This window comes from Acinetobacter sp. NIPH 2699 (assembly GCF_022549355.1).
In the GTDB taxonomy this organism is placed as follows: Bacteria; Pseudomonadota; Gammaproteobacteria; order Pseudomonadales; family Moraxellaceae; genus Acinetobacter.
This window is the reverse complement of sequence record NZ_JAKZGL010000004.1, coordinates 95203-114288: the sequence shown is the minus strand read 5'-3', so window position 1 is coordinate 114288 and position 19086 is coordinate 95203. Positions and strand designations below refer to the sequence as shown.

General features: G+C 40.9%; 20 protein-coding genes. 14 read left to right on the top strand and 6 right to left on the bottom strand.

The window, feature by feature from the left end; all coding sequences use genetic code 11:
* Positions 1-73 precede the first annotated feature (73 nt).
* The 5 genes from MMP72_RS05650 to MMP72_RS05630 form a co-directional block, all read right to left on the bottom strand.
* Positions 74-1144: a TOBE-like domain-containing protein gene (locus MMP72_RS05650; protein WP_241315359.1), complete on the bottom strand. Its 1071-nt coding sequence runs from the start codon at positions 1142-1144 to the stop codon at positions 74-76.
* Positions 1145-1155: 11 nt separating this feature from the next.
* The gene (gene cysW, locus MMP72_RS05645; protein WP_241315357.1) at positions 1156-2040 is read right to left on the bottom strand and encodes a sulfate ABC transporter permease subunit CysW; all 885 of its coding nucleotides are present in this window, start codon (positions 2038-2040) and stop codon (positions 1156-1158) included.
* Positions 2037-2870 (bottom strand): sulfate ABC transporter permease subunit CysT, encoded by an 834-nt coding sequence (gene cysT / locus MMP72_RS05640; protein WP_241315355.1) that lies wholly within the window; start codon positions 2868-2870, stop codon positions 2037-2039. Before cysT ends, cysW begins: the two co-directional genes overlap by 4 nt.
* Before the next feature lie 88 nt (positions 2871-2958).
* Positions 2959-3561, bottom strand: coding sequence for an alpha/beta hydrolase (locus MMP72_RS05635; RefSeq protein ID WP_241315353.1), 603 nt, complete (start codon positions 3559-3561; stop codon positions 2959-2961).
* Positions 3562-3597: 36 nt separating this feature from the next.
* Complete coding sequence (locus MMP72_RS05630) at positions 3598-4602, bottom strand: sulfate ABC transporter substrate-binding protein (protein ID WP_241315351.1); 1005 nt, start codon at positions 4600-4602, stop codon at positions 3598-3600.
* 345 nt (positions 4603-4947) lie between these two features.
* Between MMP72_RS05630 and pabC the strand changes: the two genes are divergently transcribed.
* Genes pabC through tmk form a run of 3 tightly spaced genes read left to right on the top strand, consistent with a single transcriptional unit; the run spans position 4948 to position 7448 of the window.
* On the top strand, positions 4948-5760 hold the full coding sequence (pabC, locus tag MMP72_RS05625; RefSeq protein ID WP_241315349.1) for an aminodeoxychorismate lyase: 813 nt from the start codon (positions 4948-4950) through the stop codon (positions 5758-5760).
* 2 nt (positions 5761-5762) lie between these two features.
* Positions 5763-6839, top strand: coding sequence for an endolytic transglycosylase MltG (mltG, locus tag MMP72_RS05620; protein WP_241315347.1), 1077 nt, complete (start codon positions 5763-5765; stop codon positions 6837-6839).
* The gene (gene tmk / locus MMP72_RS05615) at positions 6840-7448 is read left to right on the top strand and encodes a dTMP kinase (RefSeq protein WP_241315346.1); all 609 of its coding nucleotides are present in this window, start codon (positions 6840-6842) and stop codon (positions 7446-7448) included. It abuts the gene before it with no gap.
* Between the two features lie 259 nt (positions 7449-7707).
* Here the strand turns inward: tmk and nadB are convergent, their stop codons facing one another.
* Positions 7708-9345 (bottom strand): L-aspartate oxidase, encoded by a 1638-nt coding sequence (gene nadB / locus MMP72_RS05610; RefSeq protein WP_241315633.1) that lies wholly within the window; start codon positions 9343-9345, stop codon positions 7708-7710.
* Positions 9346-9693: 348 nt separating this feature from the next.
* On the opposite strand from nadB, the gene MMP72_RS05605 reads away from it, so the two are divergent.
* The 11 genes from MMP72_RS05605 to MMP72_RS05555 all read left to right on the top strand — a co-directional run bounded on the left by MMP72_RS05605 (position 9694) and on the right by MMP72_RS05555 (position 19066).
* Entirely contained in the window at positions 9694-11070 is a 1377-nt protein-coding gene (locus MMP72_RS05605) for a Do family serine endopeptidase (protein ID WP_241315344.1), read from the top strand.
* Positions 11071-11189: 119 nt separating this feature from the next.
* Positions 11190-11654, top strand: a complete 465-nt coding sequence (locus MMP72_RS05600; RefSeq protein ID WP_241315342.1) for a thioesterase family protein — start codon at positions 11190-11192, stop codon at positions 11652-11654.
* A 155-nt stretch (positions 11655-11809) separates the two neighbouring features.
* On the top strand, positions 11810-13627 hold the full coding sequence (lepA, locus tag MMP72_RS05595; RefSeq protein ID WP_241315340.1) for a translation elongation factor 4: 1818 nt from the start codon (positions 11810-11812) through the stop codon (positions 13625-13627).
* A 76-nt stretch (positions 13628-13703) separates the two neighbouring features.
* Positions 13704-14567, top strand: coding sequence for a signal peptidase I (gene lepB / locus MMP72_RS05590; protein WP_241315336.1), 864 nt, complete (start codon positions 13704-13706; stop codon positions 14565-14567).
* Positions 14568-14595: 28 nt separating this feature from the next.
* Complete coding sequence (locus MMP72_RS05585) at positions 14596-14973, top strand: DUF4845 domain-containing protein (protein WP_241315334.1); 378 nt, start codon at positions 14596-14598, stop codon at positions 14971-14973.
* Complete coding sequence (gene rnc / locus MMP72_RS05580; RefSeq protein ID WP_130161137.1) at positions 14942-15637, top strand: ribonuclease III; 696 nt, start codon at positions 14942-14944, stop codon at positions 15635-15637. The genes MMP72_RS05585 and rnc overlap by 32 nt, the downstream gene beginning before the upstream one ends.
* Before the next feature lie 4 nt (positions 15638-15641).
* Positions 15642-16667 carry a GTPase Era gene (gene era, locus MMP72_RS05575; RefSeq protein ID WP_241315332.1) on the top strand — a complete coding sequence of 342 codons (1026 nt, stop codon included), beginning with the start codon at positions 15642-15644 and terminating at the stop codon, positions 16665-16667.
* 29 nt (positions 16668-16696) lie between these two features.
* Positions 16697-16891: an NF038104 family lipoprotein gene (locus tag MMP72_RS05570; RefSeq protein WP_241315330.1), complete on the top strand. Its 195-nt coding sequence runs from the start codon at positions 16697-16699 to the stop codon at positions 16889-16891.
* Positions 16892-16906: 15 nt separating this feature from the next.
* On the top strand, positions 16907-17620 hold the full coding sequence (gene recO / locus MMP72_RS05565; protein WP_241315328.1) for a DNA repair protein RecO: 714 nt from the start codon (positions 16907-16909) through the stop codon (positions 17618-17620).
* A 56-nt stretch (positions 17621-17676) separates the two neighbouring features.
* Positions 17677-18405, top strand: a complete 729-nt coding sequence (gene pdxJ, locus MMP72_RS05560; RefSeq protein WP_241315326.1) for a pyridoxine 5'-phosphate synthase — start codon at positions 17677-17679, stop codon at positions 18403-18405.
* Positions 18406-18409: 4 nt separating this feature from the next.
* Entirely contained in the window at positions 18410-19066 is a 657-nt protein-coding gene (locus tag MMP72_RS05555) for a tRNA-(ms[2]io[6]A)-hydroxylase (RefSeq protein ID WP_241315324.1), read from the top strand.
* Positions 19067-19086: the final 20 nt, after the last annotated feature.

Here is a 19086-nt window from a genome sequence, read left to right as displayed (position 1 = left end):
CACACAAATTCGGTTAAGTCATTAACGCTGTGCGATGCCTCCCTTCTTTTAGAAGAGAGGCCAAGAGGGGTTCTTATGCAACTTGTGTTGTTTGATCTGCAAATAAATGAAGTTGAGTTACACTAATCCAAACCGTTTGATTTGGTTTGAATTGGTGTAAATTCGCCTCTTCTACACTTAATAAAATTTCGATGGTATTTCCACTACGATCTTGTAATTCAGCCACAACTTTACCAGCAATCCACACTTCACGTAAGAATGTTGCCTCAATTGCGTTGGCTTGAGGTTGTGCATGAATATGTAATTCATTTGGTCGTGCGAATGCGATCACTTTTCCTTGAGGGGCTTCAAGAATAGATGGCAACTGGATACGATCATCACCGATACGGATAATACCGCCCGTATTTTCACCCTCAAAGCGATTTGCTTGACCAAGGAAATCAAAAACAAAAGGTGTCGCTGGCTTTTCATAGACTTCACGAGGAGAGCCAATTTGTTCAACATCACCTTTGTTCATGACAATAATCTGATCAGCAACTTCCAAAGCTTCTTCTTGGTCATGGGTGACAAAAATTGAGGTGATGTGTAATTCATCATGCAATGTACGCAACCAACGACGCAATTCTTTACGAACTTTGGCATCCAAGGCACCAAATGGTTCATCCAGTAACAATACGCGAGGTTCAACTGCTAAAGCACGTGCCAGTGCGATACGTTGACGTTGACCACCAGAGAGCTGAGCAGGGTAACGGTCTGCCAAGAAACCGAGTTGGACCAAATCCAATAAGCGTGTCACACGTTTTTTAATTTCTGCTTCTGATGGGCGTGTTGCGCGTGGGCGAACTCTTAAACCAAAGGCAATATTGTCAAATACGGTCATATGGCGAAACAAGGCATAATGCTGAAATACAAAACCGACTTGACGCTCACGTACATGGATATTGGTGGCATCTTCACCCTCAAGTAAAACTTGACCACCATTGGCAGATTCGAGTCCTGCAATGATACGTAATAGTGTCGTTTTACCGCAGCCAGAAGGACCAAGTAACGCAACCAACTCACCCTCAGGAAAATCTAAAGAGATATTTTTGAGCGCATGGAATGCACCAAAGTGTTTTTCAATATTTTTAACTTGAATACTCATGTGTTCATTCCTTAATGATTTGGTTGATGTTCATTGGCTTGTTCTTGGCGGATTTCTAACCAAGTTTTTAAAATCAACGTAATGATCGCTAAAAATGCCAGTAACGAAGACACAGCAAATGCAGCACTAAAGGTATATTCGTTGTAGAGAATTTCGACGTGTAAGGGCAAGGTGTTGGTCTGACCACGAATATGTCCAGAAACAACCGATACTGCACCAAACTCACCCATTGCTCGGGCATTACAGAGAATCACACCGTAGATGAGGCCCCATTTAATGTTGGGTAATGTCACTCGCCAAAAGGTTTGCCAGCCTGAAGCACCAAGTACAATCGCTGCTTCTTCCTCTTCTGTACCTTGCGCTTCCATCAATGGAATTAATTCACGGGCAACAAAGGGTACAGTAATAAAAATTGTTGCTAATACAATTGCGGGGACGGCATATAAGATTTTGATATCATTACCAATTAACCAACTCCCCATCCAGCCTTGCGTTCCAAAAATCAGAACCAGCATTAAACCTGCAATTACAGGTGAGACAGAGAAGGGCATATCAATAATGGTGGTTAAGATCGCCTTACCACGGAACTGAAATTTAGCAACAGCCCATGCTGCAGAGACACCAAATATAACGTTAATGGGTACGGCAATCGCAGCAGTAAGCAGAGTAAGTTTCACTGCTGATAAGGTATCTGAGTCTGTTAAAGCATTGATGTAAACAGTCAGGCCTTGTTTAAATGCTTCCACGAAAACTAAAATCAGTGGCAGGATTAAGCAGCTCAAGAAAAAAATCATTGCAACGATGATCAGGGTATTGCGTACCCAAGTCGGTTCACGGGTCGCATCTCGAGTTTGTAACTTGAGTGCTAAAGCATTGCTATTATTATTTAAGCTCATTGTGCAACTCTCCCTGTACGACGGCTCGCCCATGCTTGTAATAAGTTAATTAAAAATAAGATAACAAATGAGAGAAGGAGCATTACCACAGCAATCGTCGTTGCACCTGCATAATCATATTCTTCTAGACGTGAGATGATCATCAAGGGTGCAATTTCAGTTTTATAGGGCATATTGCCTGCAATAAAAATGACTGAACCATATTCACCAACACCACGGGCAAACGCTAAGGCGAATCCTGTTAGGAGTGCTGGGAATAAAATCGGTAAAATTACTTTGGTGATGGTCTGCCAACGGTTTGCACCAAGTGCAGAAGCTGCTTCCTCAAGCTCTGTTTCGATGTCGCTCAGTACAGGTTGAACAGTACGAACCACGAAAGGTAAGCCAATAAAAATCAGGGCAAGGGTAATACCAATTGGGGTATAAGCGACATGAATGCCTAAAGGTTCAAGATATTGTCCAATCCAACCATTTTTTGAATACAGTGAAGTCAGGGCGATACCTGCTACTGCCGTTGGTAATGCAAAAGGGAGATCAACTAAAGCATCGACAATTCTTTTACCGGGAAAGCTGTAACGAACCAAGCACCATGCTAGCAATAAACCAAAGATGACATTCACTAACGCAGCGATCAGCGCTGTACTAAAGCTGAGTTGTAAAGATCTTAAAATTCGTTCTGAAGTTAAAATTTCCCATAATCCTTCCCATCCAATCCCAAAAGATTTGATAAAGACAGCAGATAATGGAATAAGTACAATGAGAGACAGGTAAGCGAGGGTAAAGCCTAATGAGAGACCAAACCCAGGCAGCACTCGGGAACGCTGCGACATGATATTTCCTCAAAGAGAAATGTTTGCTAAAGCAAGCAAATAAATAATGCGAAAACCAAAAATATTGAGCGTGATAGCGATTAACGCGCTAGGCAAATTTCAAATTAAAATTTGTCTGTTGCATTCGAGTTACAGGCTGCATCTTCTTTTCAGGCAACATGTAATTGAGGATTTCAGGAAAAGGGCCAAACCCTGCTGCTACATTGATATGACCCACTTGACCTAAATTGATCGGTGTCAGTTTCCACGCTTGTGCAAGTTGTAGCGCGTCTACATAACCTAACCAAGGATCGTTCTCGCTAATCAATAAAGTGGTGGGTACATCAATGCTGAGCTGGTAAAAATATTGCTTGTAGTCCGTCAAACTATGACGAGCAAAGCCAGCTTCACCGAAGCGTGCAGGGTTTGCTGGTGCAACTAAGACCAAGTTCTTCACCTTTGCTTTTAACTCTGGATGTTCGGCCAGTGCTGCAACACTGGTTAAGCAACCAAAACTATGCGCAATGATTTGTACTGAGCCTTGAACGGCTGCAACAGTCTTTACAAATTGGGCAACCCATTCACTTAATACTGGTCGATCCCAATATTTTTGTTGAACACGAGAGCTAGACACGAGTTGTTGTTGTAACCAAGACTGCCAATGCTGCGCTTCGCTACCACCAACACCAGGAACAATTACGGTATGTATCATGTCTGCTCTCCTTACAATTTCTTTTAAAAGAAATGCTTATCGACTATTTGTTCTGACGATCTGATCAAAGATACCGCCATTGTCAAAGTGTTGTTTTTGAACTTTGGTCCAGCCACCAAACTCTTTATCAATAGTTACAAGCTTCAATGGTTTAAAGATATGGTTATATTTCTTTAACACATCAGCATTACGAGGGCGGTAAAAATGCTTGGCTGCAAGTTCTTGTCCAGCAGGTGAATATAGATAGTTTAGATAGCCACGAGCGATTTGAGTGGTACCATTTCTCGCTGCATTTTTGTCGACCACTGCTACAGGTGGTTCAGCCAAAATAGACAGTGATGGAATCACGATTTCAAACTTACCTGGTTGTTCACGTAGCGCAAGGTGGGCTTCATTTTCCCAAGCCAGTAACACATCACCAATGCCACGTTCAGCAAAAGTTGTTAAAGAACCACGTGCACCTGAATCTAGCACTTTGGTTTGTTTAATCACTTGAGCAACAAAGGCTTGTGCTTTGGTATCGTTACCACTTGGTTGATGCTTTGCCCATGCCCATGCTGCTAAATAATTCCAGCGAGCGCCACCTGATGTTTTCGGGTTTGGTGTGATAATTTCTACACCTGGCTTGACTAGATCGCCCCAATCGTTAATTTGCTTAGGATTGTCTTTACGAACCAAAAATACGATGGTAGAGGTGTAGGGGGTTGAGTTGTTCGGTAATTTCTTCTGCCAGTCTGCTGGAAGAAGTTTTGCATTTTTGGCAATTTCATCAATATCTGCTGCCAATGCAAGTGTAACGACATCCGCACTTAAACCATCAATGACTGAACGAGCTTGTTTGCCAGAGCCGCCATGAGATTGTTTAAAGTTAATGTCTTGTCCTGTGCGCTGCTTCCAGAAGTTACCAAATTGTTTGTTAAAATCAGTATAAAACTCGCGAGTTGGATCGTAAGAGACATTTAGAAAGTCTTGTGCTGTTGCCAAAGACGAGACTGAAATGAGTGCGGCAAAGATACCGACTTTAAGTTTAGATAAACGCATGAAAAAAACCCCTTAAAAATAAATCACTGTGTGGAATATATAGGCAGCATAGCGAGAGTTTTTTTGCAAAAAAAATAATTAAAAACGCATTTGATATGAAAAATATAGAAATAGATAAAATAGATAAGTTATGCTTAATTCTTGATAAGTAAGGGCGTTATATTGCTTAACTTCATGAGTTAAAGGGAGTTTATTTTCATGGTTTATTCCTCCTGAATCGTTAAATTACGCACCTTGTTTATTTTGCACTTCATTACAGCTTTAATCGCTTTAGCTTGTTCAAGTTGTGGATAGCATTCTCTCGGGGTATGATTTAAAGCGTAATTTTAGGCTGAACTATCTACCATGCAATGCTATAAAAATGGACAATTGATTGATTCGATTCCTTTACTCGATCGGGCATTTCACTATGGTGATGGTTGTTTTACCACAGCACGTATTTTCCAAAATCATTTTGAACTCAAACAACAACACTTGGCACGTTTAAGATTGGCTTGCCAAAGCTTAAGTTTGGATGCTGATTTGTCTCAGATAGAGGCTTCGCTCAAAGCATTAAAACAACAATATGCAAATTTAAATGGCACTTTAAAAATTGTAATTAGTCGTGGTGAAGGTGATCGTGGCTACAGTCTGCCTTTACATGTGGCCGATCTTTATGTGTGGTATTACCCGAGAGCAACACAAGTTTTTCAACCTGAGTGGATTGAAAGTGGGGTGTTACAGCATACTTTGGGTTTAAATATGCCGCATTTGGTTGGATTAAAAACGCTGAATCGTTTAGAGCAGGTTTTACTGAAACAAGAGGCAGATCAACGCGGTTGGCTTGAAGCATTGGTGAGTGATGTACAAGGCTATGTTGTTGAAGGGGTGAGCAGTAATTGTTTTATTCGTATAAATGATCGATGGATTACCCCAGAACTTCGTTATAATGGCGTCCACGGTGTCATGCGAGCAAAGATCTTATCTCGAATGCAGCAATATGAGATTGAATGTGAGCAGCGTTGTGTCGGTATCGATGAGATTAAGGATATTCAAAGCTTATTTTTCTGTAATGCGTTGCATCCGATGAAAGCGGTTGTTCGATTTAATGATCGAGCTTTTGAGCAACAACCTTATCTTGATTTATTTGAAACTTTAAAACTTAGCCAGATTGATTAAATATGCCAAAGCCACCGAACCCAAGCAAAAGTAAGAAAAAACCAAAAGCCAAACCGAAATCCAGATTTACGTTTAAAACATTTGTATTGTTCATCTGTGTTTTTACTTTGGTGGTCTTTGGCGTGATATGGGCAAATTTATTTAAGCCTTACCCAATAGATAGTAAAAAACAATTGTTGGTGATTTCATCTGGTGACACCTATTCAAAATTTATTGATCGCTTAGCCCAAGATCAAAAGGTCAGTTTTCCGATCATTTTAAAGCTTTATCAGAAATTTATGATACATGACAGTATGAAAGCTGGGGTGTATGAGCTGAAACGGGGTATGAGTGTTCGTCAGGTTTTAGAGATGCTGGCCAATGCGGATAACGCGCAAATGAATCGGATTTTGGTCATTGAAGGCACCAATTTTAAGCAATTGGTGCAGAAGCTAAAAAATGATCCAAATGTCACCAAAACGATTTTAGATTTACCGCAAGATCAATTGTTAAAAGCATTAGATATTTCTTATGCTCACCCTGAAGGTCTATTTGCACCTGATACTTATTTTTTTGCGAAAGGTGAAACAGATAAGAAAATTTTGACGGATTTATATCGTCGTCAAATGAAAGCATTGGATGAGGCGTGGGCAAATAAAGCAGCCGATCTTCCGTATAAAAATAAGTACGAAGCGTTGATTATGGCTTCGATTATTGAAAAAGAAACCAGTGTCGATAGTGAGTTGCAACAAGTTTCGGGTGTATTTGTTCGTCGTTTAAAAATTGGTATGCGCTTGCAAACTGATCCAACTGTGATTTATGGCATGGGCGATCGCTACGTAGGGAAAATTACGCGCAATGACCTACGGACCCCAACAGCTTATAACACTTATACGATTAATGGATTACCGCCAACGCCGATTGCATTGCCGAGTAAAAAAGCCATTGAAGCAGCAATGCATCCAGATAATGCGGAAAATCTATATTTTGTTGCAACTGGAACGGGTGGACATAAATTCACAACCAATTTGCAAGATCATAACCGAGCTGTACAAGAGTATTTGGTGGTTTTACGTGCCAAGAGGCAGGAGCAACAGTAAATGTTTATTAGCTTTGAAGGTACCGAAGGTGTCGGCAAAACCACGCTGATTCGCAAAATTCATCAGTATTTTGAACAGCAAGGTAAAGAAGTGGTACTGACTCGTGAGCCGGGTGGCACGCCGTTGGCTGAACAAATCCGTTCATTACTTTTGGCCGTAAATCATGATGAGCAAATGAGTCACGATACAGAGCTGTTATTGATTTATGCAGCGCGTGCACAGCATTTACAGCAAGTGATTTTACCTGCATTAGATGCTGGAAAAATTGTTTTAAGTGATCGTTTTACTGATGCGAGTTTTGCTTATCAATGTTCTGGGCGTGGTTTGAGTCAGGAAAAGTTACAATTGCTGAATCAAACTTTTGTTGCGAAAATGCCAAATATTACATTTTGGTTGGATGCGCCAATTGAGTTGGGTATGACCCGTGCCAGAGAGCGTGGAGCATTAGATCGTTTTGAACAAGAGAAATTGAGTTTCTTTACCAAGGTTCGTGCGGGTTATGAGACGTTGTGGCAAGCAGAGCCTGAGCGGATCAAGCGGTTGGATGCAACACAGGATGCTGAGGTTGTGTTTGAAGAGGCTTTAAATTATGTAAAACAGTTTGCTTAGCGATTATTTTTATATTGATCATTAAAATAATACATTATTTTCGGCGGAATCGTATCGAGTTCTATGCAATATCAGGATAAACCTTCGGTTCGACCTACTTTTGTTTTGTCAAAAGTAGGCAAAACCATTGTCATCCACAAAACCTGTTCACTGCTTACCTAGTAGAATAACTAGATCGCAGAAACAATATATTATTAATACCACGCAGGTTGTGGATGACGTTTCCCCGTATCCTATTGTAAGGGTTTGATGTTGGGCTTTACTCATTCACCAACGGCTGTTCCACTTTAAAGTTTGGTGGTGTTAAAACTGTTTTGCGAATTTCATTCGAGAGTTCAGGGTAATCCAGTGTGTAATGCAAACCACGTGATTCTTTACGCTCCATTGCACAACGTACAATCATTTCAGAAACCAAAACGAGGTTACGCAACTCGATCAAGTTCTTACTGACGCGGTAATCTCGGTAGTATTCATTAATTTCACGTTTCAACATTTCGATACGGTGTAAAGCGCGTTGCAAACGTTTGGTGGTACGAACAATCCCAACATAGTTCCACATGGTAGAACGAAGTTCATCCCAGTTTTGTAGAATGACAACATCTTCATCCGCATCGGTGACTTGCGACTCATCCCAAGTTGGAACATTTGGAAATTCAAAACCAACATTGTACTTGCTTTGAATATCTTCTGCTGCACTCATACCATAAACGAAACATTCAAGCAGAGAGTTACTCGCCATACGATTTGCGCCGTGTAAGCCAGTATATGACGTTTCGCCAATGGCATATAGGCCATCCAAATCGGTTTGGCTGTGTTCATCAACGACTACACCACCACAGGTATAGTGTGCCGCGGGAACGACAGGAATCATATCTTTGGTGATATCAATACCGAGTTCTAATAAGCGTGCATATAGTGTAGGGAAGTGTTCGGTAATAAATTCTGGTGATTTATGCGTGATATCTAACCAAACATGACGAATACCCAAACGTTTGATTTCATAGTCGATGGCACGAGCGACAATATCACGAGGTGCAAGTTCGGCACGCTCATCCAGACGTAACATAAAACGCTCACCATCAGGCAAACGTAAATATGCACCTTCACCACGCATCGCTTCGGTGATTAAGAAAGAACGTGCTTTCGGGTGGTATAAGCAGGTTGGATGAAATTGGTTAAACTCCATATTGGCAACGCGGCAACCTGCACGGTATGCCATGGCAATACCATCGCCAGTTGCAATATCTGGGTTTGATGTATACAGATAAGCTTTCATTGCACCGCCACAAGCCAACGCAGTGAAAGGTGCTAAGAAGGTATGAACTTGTTCAGTATTTTCATTTAAGGCATATAGGCCAATGGCACGATTGCTTTGATCTTGATGACCAAGTTTGTGAAGTGTAATAAGATCAATCGCAATATAGTCTTCAAAGATCGTAATATTTTCGCGTTCTTGTGCGCGTTCAACCAATGTGGTTGAAATGGCTTTACCTGTTGCATCGGCAGAATGGATGATTCGGCGCTGTGAATGTCCACCTTCACGAGTCAGATGTAATTGTTCATCATCATCTAAAGTGAATTGCACACCTTGCTTTAAAAGAAAATCAACGGAAGGTTTACCGCCCTCGACTGTATGTTTTACAGCATCTAATTCACAAAGATGGCCACCTGCAATCATCGTGTCATTAATGTGTTGTTGAATAGAATCAGTCTCGTCTAATACCGCAGCAACACCGCCTTGAGCATAAAACGTGCTGGCTTCTGTTAATGCCGCCTTTGCTAAAATGGCAATGTTGTAATGACTTGGTAAAGAGAGTGCAAGACTTAAACCTGCACCACCACTGCCCACAATAATCACATCAAAATGGTGAATTGTTTTTAAATCAGGCATGTCGATCTGCTTCAGTTTTAAACGTTCGCTAATGACAACGCTTTTTTATCAAAAAGGCAAGGGCCAATCTGCCTAGAATTGAGTGATTTTTTGGCGAATGTGCGGGTATTTAACCCATCTAGTTGCTATTTTATCTTTGTGCAGAAGGGTGGAGCTGTGAATAGATGATTCTCATGCGCCCCAAATAAAATGATGAATAATGTGGGGTATCTTCATTATGTATTCACATTTTCACTTGCAACATGTCCCTATATCTTGAAAACATAAACATATTTTTACGAAAATATTGCTGGGCTTATGCTAAAAACATAGTCTTAAATTTTTTTTGATCATCAGTCTGTAGGTTCTTGCTTCATGAAAAGTCGCTATTTACAACAAGGAATGTATGCTGCGGTATTTACAGTTGCAGCTGCTCAAGTCAACGCTGCATCGCCAGTAGATTTTTCAAATCTCGTTGAGCAGGTTAGCCCTGCCGTGGTGAGTGTCAATGTTGTGAAAAAAATGACTCAGGACGAGTTGTTACAGCAACAAGTACCAGAAATTCTACGTCGGTTTTTTGGGAATCAAGTGATTATTCCTCAACGACAAGGGCCGCAGGAAAAAACAGCTTTTGGTAGTGCATTTTTTATTAGTAAAGATGGCTACTTGGTGACAAACCATCATGTGATCTCAAATGCTTCACGTATCAGTATCACCTTAAATGATCGCCGTGAATATGATGCAACGTTGGTCGGAAGTGATGAACGTACTGATGTCGCTGTACTTAAGGTTGAAGGGGCGAATTTCCCTGAGTTAAAAGTGGGCGATGTAAATCAGCTCAGAGTTGGTGAACCTGTGCTAGCGATTGGTTCGCCTTTTGGTTTTGATTATTCCGCATCGGCAGGGATCGTCAGTGCAAAGTCACGTAATATGAGTGGTGAGACTTCAGTTCCATTTATTCAAACGGATGCAGCTTTGAACCCTGGTAACTCCGGTGGTCCATTGTTTAACCAGCGTGGTGAAGTGGTGGGGGTGAACTCTCGGATCTTTAGTGGTACAGGCGGTTATATGGGCTTGTCATTTTCGATTCCAATTGATGTCGCAATGGATGTGGTTCAGCAACTGAAAGCGAATGGTAAAGTGACCCGTTCTTATTTGGGGATCATGCTCCAAGATATTGATCGTAACTTGGCTGAAGCATATAAATTACCAAAACCTGAAGGTTCATTGATTACACAAGTGTCACCAAAATCACCAGCGGAAAAAGCAGGTTTAAAATCAGGTGATGTGATCTTAAAAATTAATGGTGCGCCAATTTCTCGTACCAGTGATTTACTCTATACGCTGAACCGTACTGCACCGAATCAAACCATTCGATTAGAAGTTTTACGGGATGAAAAAATTCGTACCATTTCAGCAACATTAAGTACAGCGCCAGATGACACACCAGCAGCAGAAGATAAAAATAATCCAACCAATGGCTTGGGAATGAGCATCCGAAATCTTACTCCAGCCGAGCAATCTCGCTTAGATATAGCTGGTGGTATCTTGGTACAAGAAGTCAAACGCGGTGGTTTGGCTTCATTGTCAAATATTGTGGCAGGTGATGTGATCCTACAGGTTAATGGTGTTGCCATTAAGGACAGTGAGGCTTTTGCTAAAACGATTACTGGATTGCCAAAAGGAAGTGTTGCGCGTGTTGCAATTATTCGCCAAGGGCAACGTGCGATATTGGGTCTGCGCCTCCAATAATAATGTTGAATGATGTTATAAAAACCACTCAACGCTAGAGTGGTTTTTATTTTGTAATATCGATTGGTTTAGATTACTGTGTGCACCAGCGCATGAATTGATAAAGTTATTGCTGAATTATGAGTACGATTTTTGATTTAAAAATACAGGTTCAACCTGAACATATTGATGTGCTTGGACATGTCAATAATGTGATCTATGTGCAGTGGATGCAAGATGTGGCGGCTGCACATATTGAAACATTAGGCCTAGGTTTGGCACAGTATTTAGAGCTTAAACATGCCATGGTTGCAGTAGAGCATCACGTACACTATAGAAAAGCGGCGCTGGAAGGTGAGGATGTCATTTTACGAACGTGGTTAGATGATATTAATGCGCTGTATTCTTTCCGCCAATATGCATTTTATCGACCAAAAGATCAGAGTATTTTGTTTGTTGGTAATACGAAGTGGGCTTGTATTGAGATCGCGACAGGTCGCCCGAAGCGTATGTCACCGAGTTTTACTCAAGCTTATCAGCCCATCGCAACTGATTTGAATCCGATGGATTTTTCGGTTTCTTATGCGCAAATTTCCTCAGTTTAAATCTGAATAGGATGCTTTGATTTGCTCTCAAATAGGCGTCATTATTTTGAATACTTTGAAAGGTCGTTCTGTTATAATCCCTAACAATTTTGTTAAACCGCTTTGGCTCATCACTTTTTTAAAGGATAGAGCGTTCTATTTTCTCAAGGTAACCCATGGCGAAAGCTAAAAAATCCGTAGATATCAAAAATATACGCAATTTCTCGATTATTGCTCATATTGACCATGGTAAGTCAACTTTGGCTGACCGCTTTATTCAAATGTGTGGTGGCTTACAAGATCGTGAGATGCAGGCTCAAGTACTGGACTCTATGGAGCTTGAGCGTGAACGTGGGATTACCATTAAAGCTGCGTCAGTTACGCTGTACTATACACATCCAAACGGTCAAGAATATCAACTGAACTTTATTGATACACCTGGACACGTTGACTTCTCTTATGAGGTTTCACGTTCTTTGGCTGCTTGTGAAGGTGCGTTGTTGGTAGTGGATGCTGCACAGGGTGTAGAAGCACAGTCAGTGGCGAACTGCTACACCGCGATTGAGCAAGGTCTGGAAGTATTACCAATCTTAAACAAGATTGATTTGCCTCAAGCTGAACCTGAACGCGTGATTCATGAAATTGAAGAAATCATTGGTATTGAAGCAACAGACGCACCGACATGTTCAGCAAAAACAGGTCTAGGTGTTGAGGGTGTTTTAGAGCGTTTGGTGGATGTCATTCCTGCACCTGAAGGTGATCGTGATGCGCCATTACAAGCGTTAATTATTGACTCATGGTTTGATAATTACTTAGGTGTTGTCTCGCTAGTTCGTATTAAACAAGGTCGTATCCGTAAGGGCGACAAAATGTTAGTGAGATCGACAGGTCAGACGCATCCAGTCACTTCTGTGGGTGTATTTAATCCAAAACATAGTGAAACCGATATACTCGAAGCAGGTGAAGTTGGCTTTGTTATTGCAGGGATTAAGGATATTTTTGGTGCGCCGGTGGGTGATACCATTACCTTATCAAGTACCCCTGATGTTGCGATTTTACCGGGCTTTAAAAAGGTTAAACCGCAGGTCTATGCGGGCTTATTCCCGATTGATGCCAGTGATTTTGAACCGTTCCGTGAAGCACTACAAAAATTACAGATTAATGACTCTGCTTTATTCTTTGAACCAGAAAGTTCAGATGCTTTAGGTTTTGGTTTCCGTTGTGGCTTCTTGGGAATGCTGCACATGGAGATCGTACAAGAGCGTTTAGAGCGTGAGTATGATCTTGATTTGATTAGCTCTGCACCAACGGTAATCTATGAAGCATTGACCAAGAAGGGCGATATCATCTATATCGATAGCCCATCGAAGATGCCTGATGGTTCAACGGTTGAAGATTTGCGTGAGCCAATTGCTGAGTGTCATATTCTTGTGCCGCAGGAATACTTAGGTAATGTCATGACCTTGTGTATTGAGCGTCGTGGTGTACAAAAGGACATGAAGTTCTTGGGCAATCAGGTTTCAATCACTTTTGAAATCCCGATGGCTGAAGTAGTAATGGATTTCTTCGATAAGTTGAAATCGTGTTCACGTGGTTTTGCCTCACTTGACTATAACTTTGTACGTTTTGAAAGTTCAGCCTTAGTTAAGGTTGATGTGTTAATTAATAGCGAAAAGGTTGATGCCTTGGCGATGATTTGTCATCGTAATGATGCACGTCACCGTGGTATCGCATTGGTTGAGAAGATGAAAGACTTGATTCCACGTCAAATGTACGATGTGGCAATTCAAGCAGCTATTGGTGCGCAAATCATTGCACGTTCTACTGTAAAAGCGATGCGTAAAAACGTATTAGCAAAATGTTATGGTGGCGATGTGTCGCGTAAGAAAAAGTTACTTTCAAAACAAAAAGAAGGTAAGAAACGTATGAAACAAGTGGGAAGTGTTGAAATTCCACAAGAAGCGTTCTTAGCTGTGTTGAAAGTTGATAGATAAAGAATGTGGCTGGGAAAACAAAGTATTGTTTTGACCAGCCCAAGACAAGCAGCTTGTTAGCTGCAAGTGAGGGTGTGTGGATTTTGATTTTAATTTGATTCTGGTACCTGCCACACTTATATTTTTCTTGGTGTGGTTGCTTGATAAGTTTGTACTGAAACATCGTGCGAACAAAGGGCGAGATCAGGAAAATTTTATCATTACATGGGCATATGATTTTTGGCCAGTGCTCGCAATCGTACTCGTTTTGCGCTCTTTCTTATACGAACCATTTAATATTCCCTCTGAGTCTATGGTCCCAACCTTAGAAATTGGTGATTTTATTTTGGTCAATAAGTTTGATTACGGTGTGCGCTTGCCGATCGTAAATACCAAAGTGATCAATGTTGGTGAGCCAAAACGCGGTGAAGTAATTGTTTTCCGTTATCCACCACAACCTACGATTAGTTATATTAAGCGTGTTGTTGGTTTACCAGGTGATCATATTCAATATAAAGATGGTCAGTTGGTGATTAATGGTGAACAGGTTGCCAAAGTTTCAACTGAAATTCAGCGTGAAAAAGATCTCTTGGAAACACCAACAGTCTCTTATTTTAAAGAAACTTTAGGTGATCATCAGTATTCAGTCCGCTATATAGATGGACGTAATTCTTTGGTTGAAACCTATCAATTTGCACAAGCGAAAGGTGCAGATGCATTGATTCCATTTGTTGCCAAAGCCAATGATGTGTTTATTCAGAGTCAAGGGCGAGATTGGGAAGTCACTGTGCCAGAGGGGCAGTATTTTGCGATGGGTGACAACCGTGATCAAAGTGCCGATAGTCGTTTTTGGGGCTTTGTACCTGAAGAAAACTTAACAGGTCGTGCTTTTTATGTATGGATGCATAAAGAACCTGGTTTTAAACTTCCAAGTTTTAACCGAAATGCTAAAATTGATTAATAAATAAAAACAGATAGGAAATATAAAGATGCGTAAATCTCAATTGGGGACTTCGTATATTGCAATTTTATTTGGGGTGGTTTTATTTGCAGTTGCTGTGAAAGCAGCAATTGCGATTTGGCCAGCATACTGGGATGACAAAATTATCGATAGTCAAATTGAGGGGCTATTAAAAGATAGCCCTCAAAATACGACACCGAGTAAATTTGCATCTCAGATGGATCAGCGTTTGGATATGAATGGAATACGAGATCTTCGTTTTAAGGATGTCGCACAAGCCACATATAAAGATGATTTGATCGTAAACAAAAAGTATGAGGTGCGAAAGCCTTTCATGCTCAACATTAGTTTAGTTATGACTTTTGAGAAGACTTTTGACCAAAAATCTGCCAAACAAGCTCAGTGATAGTCGCTTACAAGGGCGCATCGGTCACCAGTTTAAACAAGTTGATTTGTTGAAACTGGCTTTAACCCATCGCTCTGTTAGCCATAAACACAATTATGAACGCCTAGAATTTCTAGGCGATTCGTTATTGGGGATGATCATTGCCAACTACTTATATCAAGTCTACCCTTTAGAAAATGAAGGTCGTTTGACGCGTATGCGAGCAACGCTTGTGAGACAAGAAGCGCTCGGAAAAATCGCAAATGATTTACAGCTCAGTCGGTCACTCATTTTAAGTACGGGTGAGTTAAAATCTGGTGGTCATCACCGCGAATCGATTCTTGCCGATACGGTTGAGGCGATTATCGGTGCGATTTATTTAGACTGTAATGATCTGAACCAGCTACAAAGCATTGTGTTAAAATGGTATGAACCATACCTTGATTATATTGAACCAACGGATCAACTCAAAGACCCGAAATCACGCTTACAAGAGTATTTACAAGCACGTAAAAAACCTCTCCCAGTTTACGAGGTTGTAGATATTCAGGGCGATGCGCCAAATCAACATTTTACGGTGGAATGTTTGATTGATGGTTTGCCTAAAATCCACGGTGAGGGCTCAAGTCGTCGATTCGCTGAACAAACAGCAGCGGCTGAAATTTTAAAATTATTGGAGCAATAACCTGATGTCTCATTCAAATGACAATCAATCAGAAACAACTGAGCAGCAAGATGACCATAATGTTGTAGATCAATTTTTTAGTTCTAAAGAAGTAACTATACCTTCAGATTTTAAAAGTGGTTTTGTTGCCATCGTTGGTCGTCCAAATGTGGGTAAATCAACCTTGATGAACCATTTATTGGGGCAAAAACTTTCAATTACTTCACGTAAGCCACAAACCACTCGTCATAAAATTGTGGGCATTGATTCACGTGAAAAATCACAAGCTGTATTTGTTGATACCCCAGGAATGCACAAAAAAGAAGTGCGTGCGATCAATAAAATGATGAACCGTGCTGCACATTCTGCATTACGTGATGTGAATCTGGTTTTATTTGTGGTTGATGCACAAAAGTGGACGCAAAACGATGAGCTTGTTTTAGAGAAACTCAAAAACGCAGAAATGCCTGTGATTTTGGTGATCAATAAATTGGATACTTTTGAGAATAAAAATGAAGCGCTTCCACTGATTCGTGAACGTGCTAAATTAATGAATTTTGCTGAAATTGTACCTGTTTCAGCTTTGCGTGGTGCGAATCTTGATCATTTGCGCGACACCATTGAAAAGTACTTGCCATATCAAGCGCCACTCTATTCATTGGATCAGATCACGGATCGTTCAGAACGTTTCCTTGCGAGTGAGATTATCCGTGAAAAAATTATGCGTCAGTTGGGTGAAGAGCTACCGTATGATTTAACTGTACAGATTGAATCATTTAAAACTGAAGATGCGGTGATTAACGAAAAGACAGGTAAATTGAAATCGGCTTGTACTTATATTGATGCCACCATTTTCGTAGAACGCCAAGGGCAAAAAGCCATTGTGATTGGTGATAAAGGTGCGAAACTGAAAAGTATTGGTATGGATGCGCGAGCAGACATGGAAAGAATGTTTGAACAAAAGATTATGCTGACACTTTGGGTTAAAGTGAAAGGTGGTTGGTCTGATGACGAGCGCGCACTAAAAAGTTTGGGTTATAGCGATATTTAAAACGATCTATTAAGACAATGGAAACAGGTATGAAAACCACAATACGAGTAATGGCGATCGTGACATGTATATTCATGCTGCAAGGGTGTATTCATAAAGTTGTGACTGTACCTGTTAAAGTTGCTTATAAAACCACTAAAGGTGTTGTAAAAGGGACTGCGGCTGTGGTGGGTGCTGTGATTCCTGATGGTGACGATGATGAAAAAAAGGATGCCAAGGACTAGAGCGAGTCGCATGCGATGATGCGCAATGAGGTCTTGCATGGATATTTAATTCATCATCGTAAATATCGAGAAAAAAGCCATATTGTGCATTTGTTTACGCAGGAATATGGTCGGGTGGATGGAATACTGAGACAGATTCCACCACCGCAATATCAACCGATTCGTGTGCAAGCGACAGGCAAGTCTGAACTTAAAAATTTCACCAAATTAGAAATTTTAAATCAACCGGTTTTTTTTCATGGTGATGCTTTCTTTGCTGGTTTTTATCTAAATGAAGTCATTTTGCGTTTGTGTTCTCTAGAAGAGGCTATGCCGCAAACATTTCAACAATATCAAAAGATATTATTGCAATTACAGCTACTCGCGGCGCATGAGCAAGCATCGTTGTTTCTGCGTCAAATTTTGCGTCAATTTGAGCATGTTTTATTGCAAGAGCTAGGCTATGCAATTGATTTCTCAGTTGATGCCAGTCAGCAACAAGTCCAACCTCAACCTTCTCAGCATTATCAATTTCAGCTTAATGATGGTTTTATGCCTGTTGCAAAAGCATCCCGTTCCACGCTTGACGGTGCTTTAATTGCGTCCATGCATAGTTATGAACAGGGGCAGAATTTTTCTCACGAACAATTGCAATTATTGGGTAAACTATACCGTCAAATGATTAGCTCATTGTTAGGTGATCGGCCACTGAAAAGCCGTCAACTCTGGATTCAAAATACTCAAACTTAATCCCCTATAAGCTATATTTGTCAGCGCTTTAGGGTGAAAAACAATAGGATATTTTTATGGCTGCAATATTAGGTGTAAACATTGATCATGTTGCGACATTACGACAAGCACGTGGTACAACTTACCCTGATCCTGTACAGGCTGCTTTGGTCTGTGAACAAGCGGGTGCAGAAGGCATAACCTTACATTTACGTGAAGATCGTCGTCATATACAGGACGATGATGTTCGTCGTATGCGTCCATTATTGAAAACACGTATGAATCTTGAATTGGCTGTCACCGATGAAATGGTTGAGTTTGCCAAAGAAATTCAACCTCAACATGTGTGTTTTGTGCCTGAACGTCGCCAAGAAGTCACGACTGAAGGTGGGCTGGATGTGGTTGGCCATTTTGATAAAGTCAAAGCTGCGACAGCAGCATTGACCGAGATTGGTTGTGATGTGTCACTATTCATTGATGCTGATTTAGCACAGATTGATGCTGCGGTTGCTTGTGGTGCGCCAACCATTGAAATCCATACAGGTGCTTATGCAGATGCTGAAACAGATGAACATCAGCAAGCAGAGCTGGCACGTATTATCAAAGGCGCGGAATATGCTGCTGCAAAAGGTTTGGTGGTCAATGCAGGACATGGTTTAAACCTTGAAAATGTCGCACCTATTGCTGCGATCCCACAAATTCATGAATTAAATATAGGCCATTCAATCATTGCAGATAGTGTATTTGTCGGTTTGGCCCAAGCGGTAAAAGAGATGAAAGCAGCGATTCAGGCTGCTACGAGATAAGTAGATGAGTAGTATTAATTACGATGAGTTGATGCAACCTGTTATTCATTTTTTAGGTTGTACCACACCTCAAGCATGGTTAGATGAAGCAATCAATAATCTTGAAATATTGATGCAGGACCATGCCAATTGTGAAAAAAAAGCGGCGAGTACGGCCATGAATCTTATGTTCCGTTATAGCTTTTTTACTGATTTACAGGTGAAGTTGGCGCAACTGGTCCGTGAAGAAATGCTGCATTATGAGCAGGTTCTTGAGTTCATGAATAAACGTGGTCAAGAGTGGACGGGGCTGAGTGCAGGGCGTTATGCAGGTGGTTTGCGTAAAGAAATCAGGACTTATGAACCTGAAGCTTTGATTGATGTGATGATCATCGGGGCATTTGTCGAGGCACGTTCTTGTGAGCGTTTCCATGCGCTTGCACCAATTGTTGATGATGAGCTTGGTCGGTATTATCGTTACTTGCTTAAATCAGAATCACGTCATTTTGAGGACTATTTGGCGCTGGCTTTAGATGTCGCAACAACCGCTAAATTAAAAGATCCTGAAGAAACGATTCAACAGCGAATTGAGTATATTCGCGACGTTGAAAAGAATCTGATTTTAACGCCAGATGATACCTTCCGTTTCCATAGTGGTGTGCCAGCAAAGATCACCGCTTGATTTCGAAAGAAAGTCGTGAA